Consider the following 18247-nt stretch of genomic DNA (forward strand, 5'->3'; position numbering starts at 1 on the left):
TTATTATTAATATTTAGTGTTAATTTTTAAAAAAATGAACTTGACTATACAAAAAGTAAGTAGAATTAAACACAAATAAAAAATTGATATTATAATATTTGTGTTTTTAATATGTATTTTTATATTTATTAATACTTTTATATACAAAGAAAAAAACTAATTAGAACTATAAGGATTATATGATCAACTACCAGCTAAACACTACTACAACTGTATTTTTTTACATTACTTTAGTTATTGGAATTATTTTTATGCTACTTTTATCTTCTGACTGATTATTTTTTATGTTTGCATTCATTAAAAATAAAAAGAAATTAGATAAATATAAACCTAAAAAAAATAGATCATTTGCAATAGTTATTCCAGCACATAATGAATCAGGTGTTGTTGGACAATTAATTGATAGTCTTAAAGCTCAAAAATATGATGGAGTTATTGATATTTATTTAGTTGCAGATAATTGTACAGATAATAGAAAAACTTATAATGTTGGTATTGAAAAAAACGTTATAGTTTTACAAAGATTTCATAAAACTTTAAAAGGTGGAAACTTTGCTATTCAACACGGTTTAAGATACATTAGAGATAATAATCTATTAGATAAATATGATTGTTTTTGCTCTTTTGATGCTGATAATTTATTAGATCAAAACTGAGTTTATGAAGTTAATAAAGCATATGATTTTTATTCAGATATTCAAGTTGTAACAACTTATAGAAACTCAAAAAACTATGCTGATAACTGAATTTCTAGTGCTTATTCAATTCAATTTTTAAAAGAATCAGATGTTATTAATAAAGGAAGAGCTACTTTAAATCATGCTTCTTATATTAATGGAACTGGGTTTTCTTTTACTAAAGAAATTTTAGAAAAAACTAATTGATGAGACTTTAACTCACTAAGTCATGATATTGAATTTACTCAATGATTGATGCTAAATAATATTAAAACTGGCTATACAGAAAATGCTTGTTTTTATGATGAACAACCAATAGATTTTAAAAGTTCTTGAAAACAAAGAATGAGATGATGTGTTGGATTTAAACAAGTTTGAAATATTTATAAATCTCAAATGATCAAAAATATGTTTAAATTTAAGATTAATAAGATCAAATTATGAGCTAACTTTACAATGATTTTCCCTGCAATTATTACTTTAGTAGTTAATCTACTTTTCTGATTAGTTACTTTTGGATTAATGGTAGGTAATTATATAGTTAATTATTTAAATAATCCAACTATGTTAGTTGAACAAGTTAATAATTATTTACGTGATTTAATAATTTATTGTACAACTACTCCTTTAGTTATTTTTGGAATTATTTTTATTAACTATTTATTATGAGGATTTATAGTTGTTATTAGAAATAGAAAATCTATTAATGCAACTAAATGACAAAAATTTAAATCAATATTTACTTATCCTTTATTTATGTTGACTTATATTCCAATTTCATTTTTAGCATTATTTAAAAAGACTTATTCAACTACTCCTGTTGCTAGAAAAGCACAAAGTGAACAAAACCAAATACCTTTAAATGCAAAAACAAGCAAGAACTAATAATTAGATTTAACCTTATTATTAAGCACTTGCTTTTTTTATTTGATCATTTTATATTAAAAAAATGTAAGAATTACTTTTTAGTATTTTCTTACATTTTTTAGTTTGTTAATTATCATGAAACAATATCTGTTTTAGCTTTTGTAATTCTTATAACATTAGATTTTAAGGCTTTTTTAAACTTTATATGAAATAGTATTTTAAATAACCTAGAAGCATTTTTTAATAAAAGATCTATTTTATCTCTATTAAAAACTAGTTTAATATTAGCACTAGATAAACCTTTAATATATCCTGGTAAAGCTATTCTAGCTAAAAATAAATGACCTAAATTTAATTTATTTAACTCATCAAGCAGAGCTTTTTCTCCAGCAATTCTTTTAGCGTTTCAAGCACTAGACATTGTGTTATTAGGACGAGAAAATCAGTAAGTACCTATTGTATGAGGTAAAAACTGAACATTAGTTGAATGTAAGTACATTCAAGAATATAAAACATAATCTTGATAAGGAACGTTTTCAATTAAATCTGTACTTTTATAAAAAATATCAGTTTTAAAAATAGTTGAACAAGGAATGATCATTGGTAAAAAAGTTTTTTGTTTTTTTGATAATCACTTAGGGTTTACAATAACACTGTTTTTTCTTTTGTACAAAATCTTTGTTTTAAAAATACCAAGATCAACATCTAGTTTATTAACAACATTAACTAATAAATCAGTAAAGTCTTTTGAGATTTTATCATCAGCATCTAAAATAAATGCGTATTTAGTTTTAATTAATTGGTTGTGTTTAACATAATTAATAACTGAACCTCAATGAGCATTAGATTTAGAATAAATAGAAATATTTTTGTGTTTTTTTAAATAATTATTAGCTATGTTTACTGTGTTATCAGTTGATCCATCGTCAATTATTAAAACATCTAAATATTTTTCACAATCTATGTTTTGATAAATTGAATCTAAACAGTCAGCTAGAAAGTTTTGCATGTTATAACAAGGTATGATTATTGTACAAAGTTTTTTATTCATAAATTTTCCTTTATAGGTAGTATTTAAAATCTTTTACACTTTATTTATTTTACTTAAATTTTTATATGCTTTTAAAAGCAATATTAGTTTTATTATTTATTTAGTTACTTTTATATTAAGAATTTATAAATAAAAAATCAATATCTAGAACTTATAAGTATAGAACTTTATAGTTTTTTGTTTTTAAATTAAAAAAAGCCAATATAAATAAGGCTAACCTTAATATAATGGCTTAGTTTAATTATTGTGTTTAGAAACTTCTTTTTGTTCATTGACTTTGCTAATGATTTTTATTAATTCATTTTTAGTATCTTCTCTATCTAAAGCAAAATCAACAAATGCCTCTAAATAACCTAGTTTATTACCAATATCATATCTTTTACCATCAATGATTTTTGCATAACAATCAACATCACCAATAGTTTTTAAAATAGAATCAGTTAATTCAATTTCTCCAGTTTTTCCTTTAAGTTGTAGATCTAAATACTTAAATATTTCAGGAGTTAAAATATATCTTCCAGCAATTGCAATATTACTTGGAGCTTCTTGTTCTTCTGGTTTTTCAATTACTGAACATACCTTGCAAACGTTATCTTGGCTAGTTTCAGGTTGACAAATTCCATACTTTTTACTATCTTTTTTATCAATTAAAATTGTTCCTAGAATAGTTGAGTGTTTTTCTTCATACAAATCAATTAATTGTTTAATAGCAGGAGTGTTGCATTTAAATAAATCATCACCTAAAAGTACTGCAAAAGGTTCGTTATCTACAAAACCTTTACACAATGAAATTGCATGTCCTAATCCTAGTTGTTCATCTTGCATAATATAGTGAATATCTGCATCAAATTTAGTTTTAATTTGTTCTAGTTCGGCAATTTTTTCTTTATTATATAAAAAGCGTTCTAGTTCGATATTTCTGCTGAAATATTTCATTATTTCGCTTTTTTTATCGTTTAAAACAATCAGAATTTCTTTTACTCCACTATCAACTGCCTCTTTAACAATATATTCAATAGTGGGGGTATCAATTATGGGTAACATTTCTTTTGCCTGAGATTTTGTAAAAGGTAAAAATCTTGTACCAAATCCAGCGCAAGGAATAACGGCTTTTTTAATAGTCATAAATATCTCCTATAAAAAAGAATTTCTTATGTTAATGAATTTTAAGGACTTAAAATACAAATTTTAAAAGGTATATCACCCAAATCCCCTATAAATTCAAAGCAAATTATATATAAATTAATTTTTAAAAAAGAAATATTACACTTTTTTTGAAAATATTTAAAAAATAATTATATCAACTATAGACTTTCTAAATTTGAGAAGTTATTAATTTCTTCTAATAATTTGTCTATATAGATATTTTTTATTTCTAAATCAGTAATTTTTACTTTAATTTTAACTAACTGATTTGCATAATATGGATTTTGTAATTTAGTATTATAAACAATAAAAAAGATAAACATACCAATAAGTGGTATTAATCATCATAATCATAATTTATTTAGAATTTTTCTATGAGTTTGTTTTAGTTCTAATTGATGTTCTTTTATTTTATTTTGATTATTAGTAATTTGATTATTTAATAATTGTTTTAGATCAATTAAAAGTTCATTTAAATCAGTTTTTGATTCTAATTGATTAATTTGTTCTTCTAAAAAAATCATTTTTAAAAAATCTATTTTATTATAATAATTATTATTAAATACTTTTTTAAGTAAAATTAAACCAGAATTATTTTGCATATTTATTGCTCCAATTGTTGTTTAGTTTTATTTATTTTATAATCTTATTAAAGATATGAAAGGATTTTATATGCATTATTTAGGAATAATTATAGCTAGTATAATCGGTTATTTTTTAGGATCAATTTCTTGATCAATAATTATAGTTAAAAAAGTTGGAAATGTTGATATTAGAACTATTGGATCAGGAAATCCCGGAGCTACTAACACAGTAAGAGCTTTAGGAAAAAAATGAGGGTTAGTTGTAGCTACTTTAGATGCTTTAAAAGTAGTTTTTACAGCTATAAGTGCTATTTTATTATCAATGATCCCAAGTGATTTATTTAGTCAAACTAGTTATTTTATTCCTTGTATTTTTGCATTAATTGGACATTGTTATCCAATTTATTACAAATTTAAAGGAGGAAAAGCAGTTAGTTGTTTTTTAGGACTTTTATTTGTAGTTAATATTTTATATTTAATTATCTTTTTAATAGTTTGGTTTATAAGTGTAGCAATTTCAAGAAAAGTTAGTGTTGCTTCAATACTTTCAGCTATAGCTATAATACTTGTAATGTGATTACCTTATTTAAGTGGAGTTACTTATTTTATTTGACAATGAAATGGATTAGAACAATTTAGTGTTGCTTGAAAAAATTATTTATTATTTTCATTACTAAATTCATTTCACTATTGATTATCAAATACTTGAGCTAGTGGAATTTTAGAAGCAAATATTATTGTTTTAATTGGTGGGTTAATTTTAGCTTGAAGACATTCGCAAAATATTCAAAGAATCAGAAACAGAACTGAACCAGATACTTTTCCAAGAAAATGTAAACAGACTAAAAAATAAAAATTAAGTTTTTTATTTTATTGTTTGTTTTTTAATGTGTTTAAGGAGGAATTATGAGTTTAATAGTATTAGAAAATATTACACATCAAAATGGAGAAAAGATTTTATATAAAAATTCTGAAATGAGAATTAATAAAGGTGAACATGTGGCTTTAATTGGTCCTAATGGAGCTGGAAAATCTACTTTATTAAATATTATTGCTCAAAAAATTACTCCAGATCATGGAACTATAGAATGACATCCTAAAGCAAAAATTGGTTATTTAGATCAACACCAAGAAGTTGATCCAAATATTACTAGTGAAGAGTATTTAAAAGATGCATTTAAGTATTTATTTGAAATTGAAGCTAGAATTCATAAAATTTATGAAGATATGGCTATTGAATATAAAGAATCAGATCTTATTAAAGCTTTAGAGTTACAAGATTATTTAACTAGTCATAATTTTGATACTATTGATAAAACTATTGGTAATTTAGTTTCAGGATTAGGTATTAATCCAAATAATATGAAAAAGAAATTATCAGAATTATCTGGTGGTCAACGTGGAAAGATTTTATTAGCTAAGTTGTTATTAAAAAATGATGATTTTATTTTATTAGATGAGCCAACTAACTTTTTAGATATTGAACAAGTTGAATGATTAATTAACTTTTTAAATAACTATGAAAATGCTTTTTTAATGATAAGTCATGATGTTGAGTTTATTAATAGAGTTGCAAAAATCATTTATGCTATTGAAAATCAAAAAATTAATAGATATGTTGGAGATTATAATAAGTATTTAGAATTATCTGCTTTAAAAGCTGATCAATATGATAAAGCAAGAGAATCTCAACAACAACAAATTGCAAAATTAAAAGATTATATTGCTAGAAATGCCGCTAGATTTTCAACTGCTAAAAGTGCACAATCACGTCAAAAACAACTAGATAAAATGGATGTTTTAGATGAAAGAAAAAAACTAGTTAAACCTAAGATGAGTTTTAAATATAAACGTCCAAATTCAGCTATTGTTCTAAAGTCTCAAAATCTTGAAATTGGTTATAATTTTAGTTTAACAGCTCCTTTAACTTTTGAACTACGCGAAGGTCAGAAATGTATTGTTAAAGGATATAATGGAATTGGAAAAACTACATTTTTAAAAACTATTTCAAATCAATTAAAACCAATTAGTGGTTGATGCAAACTTGGTGATGGTGTTGAAGTAAGATATTTTGATCAAGTTGAGAAATTTCATGAATATGAAACTCCAATTTCTTATTTATCAAGTCGCCATACTCAAGTATTAGAACCTGAAATTAGATCAACTCTTTCAAGATTTGGAATTAGATCTGAACTTATGTTAAATCCGATGAGTGATCTTTCAGGAGGAGAACAAACTAAAGTAAGATTAGCTTCACTTAGTTTAGAACCAGCTAGTTTATTAATTTTAGATGAACCTACTAATCATATTGATGTATTAGCAAAAGAATCATTACTTGAAGCAATTAGAGAATTTGAAGGTACTGTTTTAATTACAACTCACGATATTAACTTTGAAACTAATTGAGCTGATAAAGTATTAAACTTTGAAGATTTAGTTGAATAAAAAACGAGAAATTAATTTCTCGTTTTTTTAATCCATTCTTAAAAATAATCTTTCAGCATTATTTTTAGTATTTTCAGCAATAATACTATCTGAAACTTTTTTGATTTTAGCAATATGTTTTACAATTAGTGGCAAATATTTAGGATAATTTAATCCTTTTTTATATGGAGCTGGTGGAAGATAAGGAGAATTTGTTTCAACTATTAGCCTATTTAAAGTAACACCTTTAACAACTTCTTCTAATTCTTTTTCATGAGTAACTGCTGAGTCAAATGAAATATAAAATCCTAATTGCATAAATTTTTCTGCTCATTCTAAAGGACCTCTATAAGCGTGAATTACTCCTTTTGTAACTTTTTTTTCTTTAAAGATTTTATAAGCAATTTCATAAACTCTAAAGTGATTCATAGCATCTCTTAAATGCACAACTATAGGTAGATCTAGTTTTAAAGCAATATCGATTTGTTTTTTAAACCCTATAATTTGTTCTTTTTCATATTTGTTAGTTTCAAAAAAATCTAAACCTATTTCACCAATTCCAACAACTTTATTTGAATTAGCTAGTTGTTCAATACTTTCAAAAGCTTGATCTGCATATAAATGAATTTGACTAGGATGAATTCCAACTACAGCAAAAACATTTGGATCTAAATTAGCTTGAAATACAGCAGTTTTTGATGATTTAACATCATATCCAACATTATTAATATATTTAACTCCACTTCTTTTTGCTTCAATTACTATTTCATTAGAGGTCATATCAATTTCCATAAACCTACTATCATTTAAATGACAGTGTGTGTCATATAATCCTGATATATTCATAAAATCATCTCTTTTCTTAATATAAATTATATATTTTTAAAAAATTGTTTTTACTAACAAACGTTTATTAAACATACTAAAATTTATTTATTTTTTATTTAGTTACTAATTAAAATCACTATTTTTTTTTGACTATATAATAATTAATGAACGAGGATTGAATAGAAAGTGATATTAAAAGGAGAAAATATGTCACACCCATTTACAGTTGATGAAATTAAACAAATTCATCAAGAAATTTCTAAAATTATTCATTATACACCTTTACATTATGCAGATAAATTATCAGCTTTAACTGGTAATAATGTTTATTTAAAATTAGAAAATTTACAAAAAACTGGTAGCTTTAAACTAAGAGGAGCAACTAATAAAATTAACAAACTAACTGATGAAGAAAAAAAACATGGAATTATTGCTGCAAGTGCTGGAAATCACGCGCAAGGTGTAGCTTATGCAGCAACTAATTTAGGTTTAAAATCAACTATTGTTATGCCTGAAAATGCTCCTGTTGCAAAAATTCAAGCAACTGAAAAATATGGTGGTAAAGTAGTTTTATCAGGTAGATATTTTGATGATGCCTTAGCTAAAGCAATGGAAATTAAAGAAAAAGAAAATTTAACTTTAATTCATGCATTTGATGATATTGAAATTATTAAAGGTCAAGCAACAATTGCATATGAAATAGATCAACAAATTAAAAATATTGATTATTGTTTAGTACCAATTGGTGGTGGTGGATTAATGAGTGGAATTTCTGCTTATTTAAAACAAGTTAATCCAAATATAAAAATGATTGGTGTTGAAGCAGCTAATGTTAATTCATACCAACAAGCAAAAGCTTTAAATAAACCAGTAATGATCGAATCAAAACCATCAATTGCTGATGGTATTGCTGTTAAAAAAGTTAGTGATTTAACTTTTAGTATTTTAAATCAATATGTTGATGATGTTGTAGTTGTAAGTGAAGAAGAAATTGCTGAAGCAATGTTGTTTTTAATGGAAAATTGTAAGTTTGTAACTGAAGGTTCAGGAGCTGTTACTGCTGCAGCTTTAATGTTTGATAAATTAAATATTAAAAATCAAAACAAAACAGTAGTTGGGTTAGTAAGTGGTGGAAATATTGATATTGCAATGGTTGGAAATATTATTAATAAAGCTTTAATTAAAACTAATAGAAGATTAGTATTATCAGTAAATATTCCATCAGATAATAAAGAAATATTAAATGTAATTAATATTATTAATTCTTGTGGAGCTAAGATTTTTAAAATTAAAACTAATAGAGATATTATGTATTTAGAATTAAATGAAATACATACAACATTTATAATAGATTTATCAAATCCAGATCAACAACAACAAATAATAGATAAAATTAGTAAAGCTAATTACAATATCACAAGTATTACAGATTAATTTCTAAAATAATATAGTTTAAAAAGTATCTTTAGTTTATACTAAAAAAGATACTTTTTTATTTTTAAAAGTATACTAATTTTAGAAAATTTGGATTTAAAGAAATTAAAATTCAATTATTATAAAATTAATATAGCAACAAAAGTTTTATTAAATGTCTAATTTTTGTTGTTAATAACTTAGACTATTTGTCTATTTAACAATTTTAGGCTAATTTATGGAATTACAGAAACAAAAAAATAAATCGTTAATAACATTGATTATTTTTTGAATTCTAGTTGGTATAACAACAACTCTTGTTTATAACTTAGAGTGATTTATTCAAAAAGTAGTTATATTCAATGGTGGTTTACAAGCTGATCTTAATGTAGGAAAAGCAATGATTGATGATAAATTATCTATTGTTTTTAGTGATTATAATATTAAAACAATTGATGATTTTTATACTAAATTACAAGAAGTAATAAATCAAGAAAACCACATAATAACAAAATACTACAATATTAATATTAATAGTGCTTTTAAAAAAGAAGGATTATTATTTTCAGCAGCTGCTTTAATAGCTTCATTTATTTCAGGACCTATTTTAGTATATGCAATTACTAAGAAAAAAACATACAAGTTCTTTATTCTACCTTTATTATTAGGATTATCTATAATGATGTTTTTCATAATGCCAGTAATTTCATCAGTACTATTATTAGCTACTGTGTTTACTCCATTATTTGGAATGTTTTATTCTTATAGAACTGCTTTAGATTCATGAGCTACTTCAGTTGCACGTAAAACTAATGTAAAAATTTCATTTGTCCGTGGATTTTATGAAGTAGGAGCAGGATTAGCTTCAGTTGGTCTTACTCAATTACTTTTACATTTAAATTATTTTAAAAGAACAATTAGTTGAGCTGATGCTACTCCATATTATGTAGTTGGTGCTTTTTATGTAATTTTAACTATCTTTTTATGATTATTTATGCCAGATAATATTTTTGACAAACTTCACGTAAAACAAGAAAGAGTTAGTCAAGAAAAATATGAAGAAGTTAAACAAGCAAATATACTTAATCAAGAACTAACTTTAAAACAAATCGTTTTAAATAAAAACTTTATTATTGGATTAATATTCTTTTTAATTGTAATTGGTACAGTACAAGCTTTTGGTTCAATTTGAGTTAATACTGTTGAAAACTTTACTTCAACAACAAAATCATTAAACTCTCCTCAACACATTGGATATCAAAAAGCCTTTTCAATACCAGTGCAATTGCTTTTATCATATGTAATATTACAAGTTATTACAAAAATTAGATTAAAACGCTTCTTATTATGAGCAGCAATTTTAGCAACAATTAGTTGATTTGGAATTGGAACAATTGTATATATTGTAAAACCAGCAAATCCAATTATTACTAGTTTAATTGGTGGAATAGGTGGAGCTATTACTGGAACTTTAGCTGTTGCTTTAGGTTATGAATTTGTTTCAAGAGTTACAACAATTAATACTCGTCCAGCAACATTTGTTGTATTTAATTCAATTACTTATGGTTTTGGTGGAATTATTTTTGTTGGTGTTAATACATTTTTATCAAAAGTTCCTGTTTTTGGACTAAGTGGAACTGGTGGATATTGAGTTTGATTAATCTGTGGATTTTCTTGTTTATTTGCTATTCTACTATTAATCTTTTTCTTTAAAGAACCTAAATTTATTACAAGAGAAATTGATGATAAAACTTTTAATAAACACTTATTAGTACCATCACATCATAATCCTGATGAAAGTAAAACTACTAAAAAATAATAGGAAATAAAATTATGATTTTATCTTTATATGTATGATCACAAATTAAAAAGAAACTAGCTAGAAAAGTTAGTTATCAAGATTCATTAGATTTTGAATATCAAATTGCAAATGAAAACGGTTATAGTTTTGATCATTTAGATTTATCAGGTTTTGATAAAGAATATAAAACAATTAATACTAGATTTGGTGATTTAAAACTTTTTAAACATGGTACTGGAGATACTGTAATAATTTATTGTCATGGTATTTTATCAAATAATAGAAATGCTATTAAGTTTTTAGATTATTGTTATTCTAGAAATATCACTTTAATTAGTTATGATAATTTTGGTTGAGGTGAATCAGATAAATTTGGAAAATGTACTTTAGGAGTTAAAGAAGCAGATCTATTAAAAGATGTAATTGATTTTGTAAAACAAGTTCTAAAACCTAAAAAACTAGTTGTTTATGGTGAATCTATGGGTGGAGGAACAGTTTATAGTTTTATAGGTAAATATGGTAATAAAATAGCTGATAAGTTTATTGTTGATGCAGGATATAATTCATTTTTAGATATTGCTATTCAATCTGGATTTAAAAAAGTCTGATATTTTATTTACCTAGCTTATTTATTCTTACCAATATTATTTAAAATTTCTCATTATCCAGTTAGAAGTTTTATTAAAAAACAAGACTTTAAAAATTTAGATAATGTTTTACATTTACAAAGTACAGCTGATAGTTTAGTTGATTATAAACATTTTAAAAAACATTTTAAATATTTAAAAAACAAACACGTTTATTCAAAAGGTATTCGTCATTGTATGGGAATTGATTATTTAAGAGATGAACATTACAAAGTTTTAGATAGTTGAATAAAAGTAAAAAAAGTAACTAAAAAATAAAAAAGTAATAATAATTAAATCAATATTAGACATTAAATTTATAGAATAAAAAATCAAGTGCATTATAAAAGTACTTGATTTTTTTATATTAAGTACAGTGTTTTAAAACTATTTAAATTCTTCTAATATGAAGATAAATTTTAGTTATAGTTTAAACTTTATATTTGAAAATAAAAAGATAATAATTTTTTTGTAAAAGTTAAGTTTATAAATTTGATAAGCGCAAAATTATAATGTACTAATGCCAAAGGCAAGTATTAATAATTATCAAATTATAGGTGTGAATATATGAAAAAATTATTAACAGTATTAGGTTCTTTAATGATTAGTGCAAGTGGAGCTAGTCTAGTTGTTGCATGTAATAAACCTACAACAAATACCACCCAACCTACAAACAACACAAATACTCCAACAACACCAAGTGGTTCAATGAACAATAATGAAGGTCAACCAAAACCTACACCACGTCCTTATTCAAAAAGTGAATGAGATAACATTTTTAAATACAGTATAACTGGTTGAGATATTGAAAGTCATACAGAAAAACAACCCAAACAACCTGAAACTAAATTACCAAAATTTCCTAAACAAAATCTAGAAGTTGTAACTTATAGTAAAAAAGAAGTTTTAGATAATAGTAGTTTTCATAAAACTATTAAAACTAAAGTAGCTGAATTATTAAAAATTGATGCTAAAACTTTAACAGTTGTTGATGTTTATTATGATGAACAATCTGGAGAAGCTAATGTTAAATCAACATTGTATTCAGATGTTTTAAAAGTTAAATTTGTTGTAAAAACTCAACCAAATAAACCTATACTAGTAGGTTCTTATACTAGAAGTCAAATTTTAGATCATACTAGTTTTTATAAATCTATTAAAACTAACTTAGCTAAAGAATTTAAGATTAGTGAAATGGATATAAAAATTATTGGTATATATTATGATGGTAAAACAGGTGGTGGAGTTGCTAAATCTCCAAGAACTAATCTAATAAAATTTGAATTTAAAGTACTAGCAGAAAATAAAACAACTGTAGTAAAAGATCTAAACGTTGGTGAATATACAAAAAATGAAATTTTAGATAATTCTAATTTTTACAAAAAAGTTAAAAAAATCTTAGCTAAAAAACTAAATATAGACGAATCTAAAATTACAATTTCAGATGTTACTTATGAAGATAAATCTGGAGAAGGAACCATTAGATCTACTCAACTTGATAAAGAATTAAAATTCACTTTTACTTTAAAATAAAACTTTTTTAACAATTTCTTTTATAACTAATTTAAATCAATATAAAATATTTATCAGTCACAACTCCAATTGCACGCAAGGAGTTGTGGCTTTTTTTATTTAAATTAGAATAATCAATTTCTTTTAAAAATAACTTTTGGTAATAAAAATTGCAATTTATTAGAATGATAAAATTAAGTTAATGAAGATATGTCTAATAAAATATGAAAAAATTACTATTTAGTCTTTTAATAACTTTAATCCCAACTCTAACTTTAACTAGTTGTTCTGCACCTTTTAAACCTTCTAATAATCCAATAAATAATGAAAATAAAAAAGATGAAGATATAAAACCAGCAACCACTTTTACATATAACAACATCACTTATAATTTGATCCAAGAAGATACTATAGATCCTAATAACATTTATTATGCTAGTGAAGTTTTTGAAAATGATGCACAACAATTTAAATCATATATTCCTGATTATAAGAAATACTTTTATGGATATTATGGAAATCCACCTAAAAAATATTGACCTGATTTAACTGCTAATTTTTTTAACTACCCAACTCTAGCTAAACTTAGTCAATTTATTAGAAATTTAGAACATTATAATGTAATTAATTCAGATAAATCATCATTTATGTTAAAAGATAAAAAATCTGATGAACGAATTTCTGCTCAAGAATATAATCAACTTGTTACTAAAATTTTAGAAATTTTAAAAAACCAAAAATATTTAATTACAACTATTAATGATGAAGAAATCAGAGATCGTGAAACACCTACAACAAAGGTATCTGACCGAAAGAAACAAACATTAGAAAATATTAGAAGATCTATGAAGTTTGTTGATGAAGAACAAGAAAAAATAGAGTGGGCAAAAATCACTTATAAGACCAAATTAAGCGGTTTTATAACTAAGTCTATTGCTGAAATTTCGTTTGAAGATAGTAAAGCCACAGCAGTTATTCATAATGTTACAAAAAAAATACCAACTGGTTTATGAAAATATAGTAGAATTTTTGATTTTACTGGTAACTTCAAAAATGAGTATTTCTTACAAAGAGAGTTTTTTGAAAAATCATCTAAATTTGATAGAAGTAAAGACCATTTACATAGTGACATTTTTGATTATGCTTATAGAAACAAAATTAAGGTTTATGCAATGCAAAAAGACTTATGAAATATGCTAATTGCATATTTAGAGTTTCAAAAGACAATCACTAATCAAACTAGTGTTCAGGATGAAAACTTGAGTTTAGAAAAGAATTTTGGAAAAGATGAAATTCTAAAAACTCTTGGTATATTTGAAGATAAATTATTAGAATATATGAAATTATCTCAACTTCTAGGTTGAGCAGTTGACCCACAAGAAGAAAAGGAATTTAACTTCCAACTATTTCCAGGAAGTTCTAATTATGAAGACTATCAAACTGATTATAGACAAGCTTATCTATGAGCTTATAATCAATATCATGAAATTGTTCAACCATTAAAAATAGGTTTATTTTCAATAGAAAGTTTAGCAAAAACAAAATTTGAAGATATTTTCAAGAACCCTGAACTAGCAAAATATTATGATTTAATTTGAGCTAACCTTAAATTAGTAAATAATGTTGAAAAACCTCATCTATTAGACACAAACGAAGTCAAAACTAAGTTTGACAAAATTATTGCTTATTACAGTAAAACATTTAATTGAAAATATAAAAACTAAATTTAATATAAAACAATAAAAACCAACTTATTTTAAACAAGTTGGTTTTTTAAACCCTAAATCTATCTAACAAATTAGAAAATTTGTAAGTGTTAAAATTATAAAAAAGAATACTTAGGAGATTATATGAAAAGTTATTTAAAAGAAGAATTATTAAAAGCAAGAAAAAATCATTATGCTGTTCCTGCTTTTAATTTTGATAATTTAGAAATAATGAAAGCCATTGTTTATGCTTGTGAAGAATTAAGATCTCCTGTGATTTTAATGATCACTGAATCATCTGCAAAAAACATTAAAAAAGAACTAGTAATAGCTTGTTGTAATGCGCTTATAAATAGTGTTTCTATACCTGTAGTTTTACATTGAGATCACGGTTATGATATGGATTTAATTAAATGAGCTTGTGATAATAACTTTTCATCAGTTATGTTAGATGCTTCATTAGATGATTTTAATACTAATGTAAATAAGACTATAGAAATAGTTAAGTATGCTAGATCTAAAAATGTAGAAGTTGAATCTGAAATTGGTCATGTTGGTGGTAAAGAAGATGATATGGATTCAAATATAAATAGATATACTAGTGTTGATGATGCGATTAAATTTAATGAACTAACAAAAGTTGATGCTTTAGCAATAGCAATTGGAACAAGCCATGGAGTTTTTAAAAGTTCACCTAATTTAAATTTTGATCGTATAAAACAAATAGGAAACGCAATAAATACACCTTTAGTTTTACATGGTTCAAGTGGACTATGTGAAAATGATTTAAAAAAAGCAATAAAAGCTGGTATTTGTAAAATAAACATTGGAACTGATTTAAAACTAAGTTATATAAACAGTGTAAAACAATGATTTAAAGAAAATCCAAATAGTTATGATATAAGAAAACTTAATGATTTTGTAATAAAAGAAGTTCAAAAAATAGTTAAACAAAAAGTTTTAATTTTAGGATCTAATAATAGAGTTTAGTTAAGAAAATAAATTGTTTAAGAATAAAATATAGTTGTATATTTAGTGTATTAAATGTACAAAGGAGGTGTTTTATTTGAAAATAATCATTTTTGATAAAGTTGAAGATCTACAAAAATATTGTGCTGAGTTGTTTATAGATCAAGTAGTAAAAAATCCTAGTGCAAAAATAGGTTTTGCAACAGGAGTTAGTCCGATTGATTGTTATAAATTAATAATAAAATACTCAAAACAAAATAATATTTCTTGAAAAAATGTAACTACATTTAATTTAGATGAATTTGTAAATATAAGTAAAGATCATAAACAAGCTTTTATTAGACAAATGAAAGACAACCTATTTGATCATTTAGATATTGATCCTAAAAACATTAATATTTTAGATTGTCAAACTAGTGATCCAGAAAAAGAATGTAAAAGATATGAACAATTAATTAGAAGTGTAAATGGTATTGATTTTCAATATATTAGTTTAGGAATTAATGGTCATATGGCTTATAATGAACCAAACACTAGTTTTAATACAGATACTCATGTTGTAAAACTAACTGATGAAACTATTTTAGATATGGTTAATAAAAAGAAATTTAATTCAATAGATGATTGTCCTAGATATGCAATGACTATGGGAATTCAAACTTTATTAAACTGAACTAAAAAGGCAATTATGGTTTCATATGGTCAACATAAAGCTTTAGTTACTAAAAAAATGATTGAAGAACATCCAAATGAACAAATTACAGCTTCTTTTTTACAATTACATAAAGATTGTACTTTTATACTTGATAAAACTGCAGCTAGTTTACTAGATAAAAAATATTTAGAAATAGCAGAAAGGAGATAATCCATGACTCATTTAAAAAAAGCTAAAAACGAAAATAGTTTTTATAGTAGTTTTTTAAATGCACTACAACGTTTAGGTAAAACTTTAATGTTTCCAATTGCTGTTTTACCAATTGCTGCTTTATTAGCTAGATTTGGAGCTTTAATTCAAGATCCATTAGCTAATGGAGGTCAAAATATTTCTGAAATTCAGAAGTTTATTGGATTAATTATAGCTACTCCTGGACAAATTGTTTTTGATAATTTAGCAATTATTTTTGCTATAGGTATTAGTTTTGGTTTAGCAAAAGATAACCGTGGAGAAGTAGCTCTAGTTGGTGGAATTGTTTGATTTGGAATGACTGCTTTATTAAAAGAAGGTTTAATTCCAACGTTTATTTGAAAAAATGTTTTAACTTCAGATCAATTACTAATAAAACGTGGTGATCAAATGGTTCCAGCAACTCAATTGCTATACTTTTTAAAAGGAAATACTGTTAAATATCAATTAGATTCAGGTGTTGTTGGTGGTATTACAGTTGGATGCTTAGTAGCATTAATTTATAACAAATATAAAGATGTTACTTTACCACAAGCTCTTTCATTTTTTGGTGGAAGAAGATTTATTCCAATGTTAGGTGTTTTAATGATTGTTCCTTTAGGTTTTGTGTTTGCAATTATTTGACCTTGAGCACAATTTGCTTTAATTAAAATTGGAACTAGTTTATCACAAGCAAATGGTTTTGCAAAAGGTTTTGCAGTTGGAACATATGGATTTTTAAATAGAATTGTTCAACCATTTGGATTGCATCATATTTTAAATACATTTGTATGATTCCAATTACCTATTCAAGGTACTTTATTATCTGATGGTTCACAAACTATTATTAATGGTGATATTCCTGCATTTCAAAAAGGACTTATTGGATCAGGGTTATTTACTTCTGGATTCTTTCCTTTATTCTTAGGTGGTTTACCAGGTGTTGCATTAGCTTTAATTCTAGTTTCAGATAAAGATAAGAAAAAACAAATGACTGCTTTTTATGGTGGTGCTGCTTTTGTTGCTTGAGTTACTGGAATTGATGAACCTTTAATTTTTAACTTTATATTTATTTCTCCAGTTTTATATGTATTAAATGCATTATTTACAGGTATTTTTTACATGTTTGTAACTTGATCTCAAATTGCATTAGGAATTGGATTTAGTGCTGGATTTATTGATTATGTTGTATCATTTTGAACTTCATGACAAATTTCAACAAAAATTGGATGATATGCTAATCCATTATGAATTTGAGTATTTGCTTTAGCTATGTTTGGTTTATACTTTACTACATTTTACTTTTTAATTAAAAAACTAAATATTCCTACTCCAGGAAGAGAAAATCAATTAGGAATTAAAATTCAAGAAGTTAATCAAAAAACAACTGAAAACAAAGTTGAAAATAAAGCAAACAAATATCAAATAATGGCTGAAAAAATTATTGATATTGTTGGAAAAGAAAATATAGAAATAGTTGATAGTTGTTCAACAAGATTAAGACTAACTGTTAAAGATAATTCACAAGCTAAAATAGATGATAATAAAATTAAACAAACTGGAGCTTTTGGAGTTGTTAGATTAGGTAAAAATAATTATCAAATAATTATTGGAACTGATGTTGAACATGTTGCAGATAAAGTTAAAGAAATTTTAAAATTAGTTTAATTAATAATAAAAAAGTTCAGGAATCTCCCCCGAACTTTTATTTTGTTTTATTGTTATAGATTTGTTGTAATTTAAAAAAAACCTTAAAATTA

General features: G+C 24.3%; 15 protein-coding genes. 11 read left to right on the forward strand and 4 right to left on the reverse strand.

Annotated elements, in window-relative coordinates; translation table 4 throughout:
- Window positions 1-179 precede the first annotated feature (179 nt).
- On the forward strand, window positions 180-1562 hold the full coding sequence (locus D500_RS00520) for a glycosyltransferase family 2 protein (protein WP_239759455.1): 1383 nt from the start codon (window positions 180-182) through the stop codon (window positions 1560-1562).
- Between the two features lie 112 nt (window positions 1563-1674).
- Here the strand turns inward: D500_RS00520 and D500_RS00525 are convergent, their stop codons facing one another.
- The 3 genes from D500_RS00525 to D500_RS00535 form a co-directional block, all read right to left on the reverse strand.
- The gene (locus D500_RS00525; RefSeq protein WP_008363383.1) at window positions 1675-2595 is read right to left on the reverse strand and encodes a glycosyltransferase family 2 protein; all 921 of its coding nucleotides are present in this window, start codon (window positions 2593-2595) and stop codon (window positions 1675-1677) included.
- Window positions 2596-2832: 237 nt separating this feature from the next.
- Window positions 2833-3720: a UTP--glucose-1-phosphate uridylyltransferase gene (locus D500_RS00530; RefSeq protein WP_008363382.1), complete on the reverse strand. Its 888-nt coding sequence runs from the start codon at window positions 3718-3720 to the stop codon at window positions 2833-2835.
- A 179-nt stretch (window positions 3721-3899) separates the two neighbouring features.
- A complete protein-coding gene (locus tag D500_RS00535) occupies window positions 3900-4343 on the reverse strand; it encodes a hypothetical protein (RefSeq protein WP_008363380.1) in 444 nt (147 codons plus the stop codon).
- 55 nt (window positions 4344-4398) lie between these two features.
- Here D500_RS00535 and plsY point away from each other — a divergent pair, with 55 nt between their 5' ends.
- A complete protein-coding gene (gene plsY / locus D500_RS00540) occupies window positions 4399-5178 on the forward strand; it encodes a glycerol-3-phosphate 1-O-acyltransferase PlsY (RefSeq protein WP_154645048.1) in 780 nt (259 codons plus the stop codon).
- A 53-nt stretch (window positions 5179-5231) separates the two neighbouring features.
- Window positions 5232-6770: an ABC-F family ATP-binding cassette domain-containing protein gene (locus tag D500_RS00545; RefSeq protein WP_008363376.1), complete on the forward strand. Its 1539-nt coding sequence runs from the start codon at window positions 5232-5234 to the stop codon at window positions 6768-6770.
- A 27-nt stretch (window positions 6771-6797) separates the two neighbouring features.
- On the opposite strand, the gene D500_RS00550 is transcribed toward D500_RS00545, so the two are convergent.
- Window positions 6798-7595: a TatD family hydrolase gene (locus D500_RS00550; RefSeq protein ID WP_008363374.1), complete on the reverse strand. Its 798-nt coding sequence runs from the start codon at window positions 7593-7595 to the stop codon at window positions 6798-6800.
- Window positions 7596-7784: 189 nt separating this feature from the next.
- Between D500_RS00550 and ilvA the strand changes: the two genes are divergently transcribed.
- The 8 genes from ilvA (at window position 7785) to D500_RS00590 (ending at window position 18155) form a co-directional block, all read left to right on the forward strand.
- Window positions 7785-9011: a threonine ammonia-lyase gene (ilvA, locus tag D500_RS00555; RefSeq protein ID WP_008363371.1), complete on the forward strand. Its 1227-nt coding sequence runs from the start codon at window positions 7785-7787 to the stop codon at window positions 9009-9011.
- Window positions 9012-9228: 217 nt separating this feature from the next.
- A complete protein-coding gene (locus tag D500_RS00560; protein ID WP_008363369.1) occupies window positions 9229-10809 on the forward strand; it encodes an MFS transporter in 1581 nt (526 codons plus the stop codon).
- A 14-nt stretch (window positions 10810-10823) separates the two neighbouring features.
- Window positions 10824-11696, forward strand: a complete 873-nt coding sequence (locus tag D500_RS00565) for an alpha/beta hydrolase (RefSeq protein ID WP_008363367.1) — start codon at window positions 10824-10826, stop codon at window positions 11694-11696.
- A gap of 288 nt (window positions 11697-11984) precedes the next feature.
- Window positions 11985-12950: a lipoprotein gene (locus D500_RS00570; protein ID WP_008363366.1), complete on the forward strand. Its 966-nt coding sequence runs from the start codon at window positions 11985-11987 to the stop codon at window positions 12948-12950.
- Window positions 12951-13153: 203 nt separating this feature from the next.
- Entirely contained in the window at window positions 13154-14653 is a 1500-nt protein-coding gene (locus tag D500_RS00575; protein ID WP_008363364.1) for an MAG3960 family lipoprotein, read from the forward strand.
- Between the two features lie 126 nt (window positions 14654-14779).
- On the forward strand, window positions 14780-15625 hold the full coding sequence (locus tag D500_RS00580; protein ID WP_239759456.1) for a class II fructose-bisphosphate aldolase: 846 nt from the start codon (window positions 14780-14782) through the stop codon (window positions 15623-15625).
- A gap of 67 nt (window positions 15626-15692) precedes the next feature.
- Window positions 15693-16469 carry a glucosamine-6-phosphate deaminase gene (locus tag D500_RS00585; protein WP_154645038.1) on the forward strand — a complete coding sequence of 259 codons (777 nt, stop codon included), beginning with the start codon at window positions 15693-15695 and terminating at the stop codon, window positions 16467-16469.
- Window positions 16470-16472: 3 nt separating this feature from the next.
- On the forward strand, window positions 16473-18155 hold the full coding sequence (locus tag D500_RS00590) for a PTS transporter subunit EIIC (RefSeq protein ID WP_008363169.1): 1683 nt from the start codon (window positions 16473-16475) through the stop codon (window positions 18153-18155).
- Window positions 18156-18247: the final 92 nt, after the last annotated feature.

The sequence above is a fragment of the Mycoplasma feriruminatoris genome (assembly GCF_000327395.2).
GTDB lineage: Bacteria > Bacillota_I > Bacilli_A > Mycoplasmatales > Mycoplasmataceae > Mycoplasma > Mycoplasma feriruminatoris.